Raw genomic sequence first — 250 nt, 5'->3', positions numbered from 1 at the left:
AAACAAGCGGCGCGCAATGCAAAACCTCTTTGGGCGCCGACACGGCAACAGAGCTCACTGGCGCACGAACTGCAAGTGTGGTCCCGGCTCCCAGTTCAAGCGAAAGACTGAGTGCGGTGCGTGACCGAGGTCGACACGCCGTGTGCGCAAGTGCGCTCCCTTCTTGCAGGTTGCACAACTGCCGGTTTGCTCGTAGTTCTCGATGCTCATCTTTGCGTCGCCAGTAGGGTGGTCGCTAGGGCGGTACGGC

Annotated in this window: 1 protein-coding gene; it reads right to left on the bottom strand. The window is 60.8% G+C overall.

All coding sequences use genetic code 11. The features are described 5' to 3' along the window. Positions 1-54 precede the first annotated feature (54 nt). Positions 55-250, bottom strand: a 196-nt coding sequence (locus SB753_RS39825) for a hypothetical protein (protein WP_410805517.1), incomplete at its 5' end; no start/stop codon positions are given.

The organism is Paraburkholderia sp. SIMBA_053, assembly GCF_046534895.1.
In the GTDB taxonomy this organism is placed as follows: domain Bacteria; phylum Pseudomonadota; class Gammaproteobacteria; order Burkholderiales; family Burkholderiaceae; genus Paraburkholderia; species Paraburkholderia caledonica.
The sequence above is the reverse complement of the archived record's forward strand: the minus strand, read 5'-3'. Positions and strand labels throughout refer to the sequence as shown.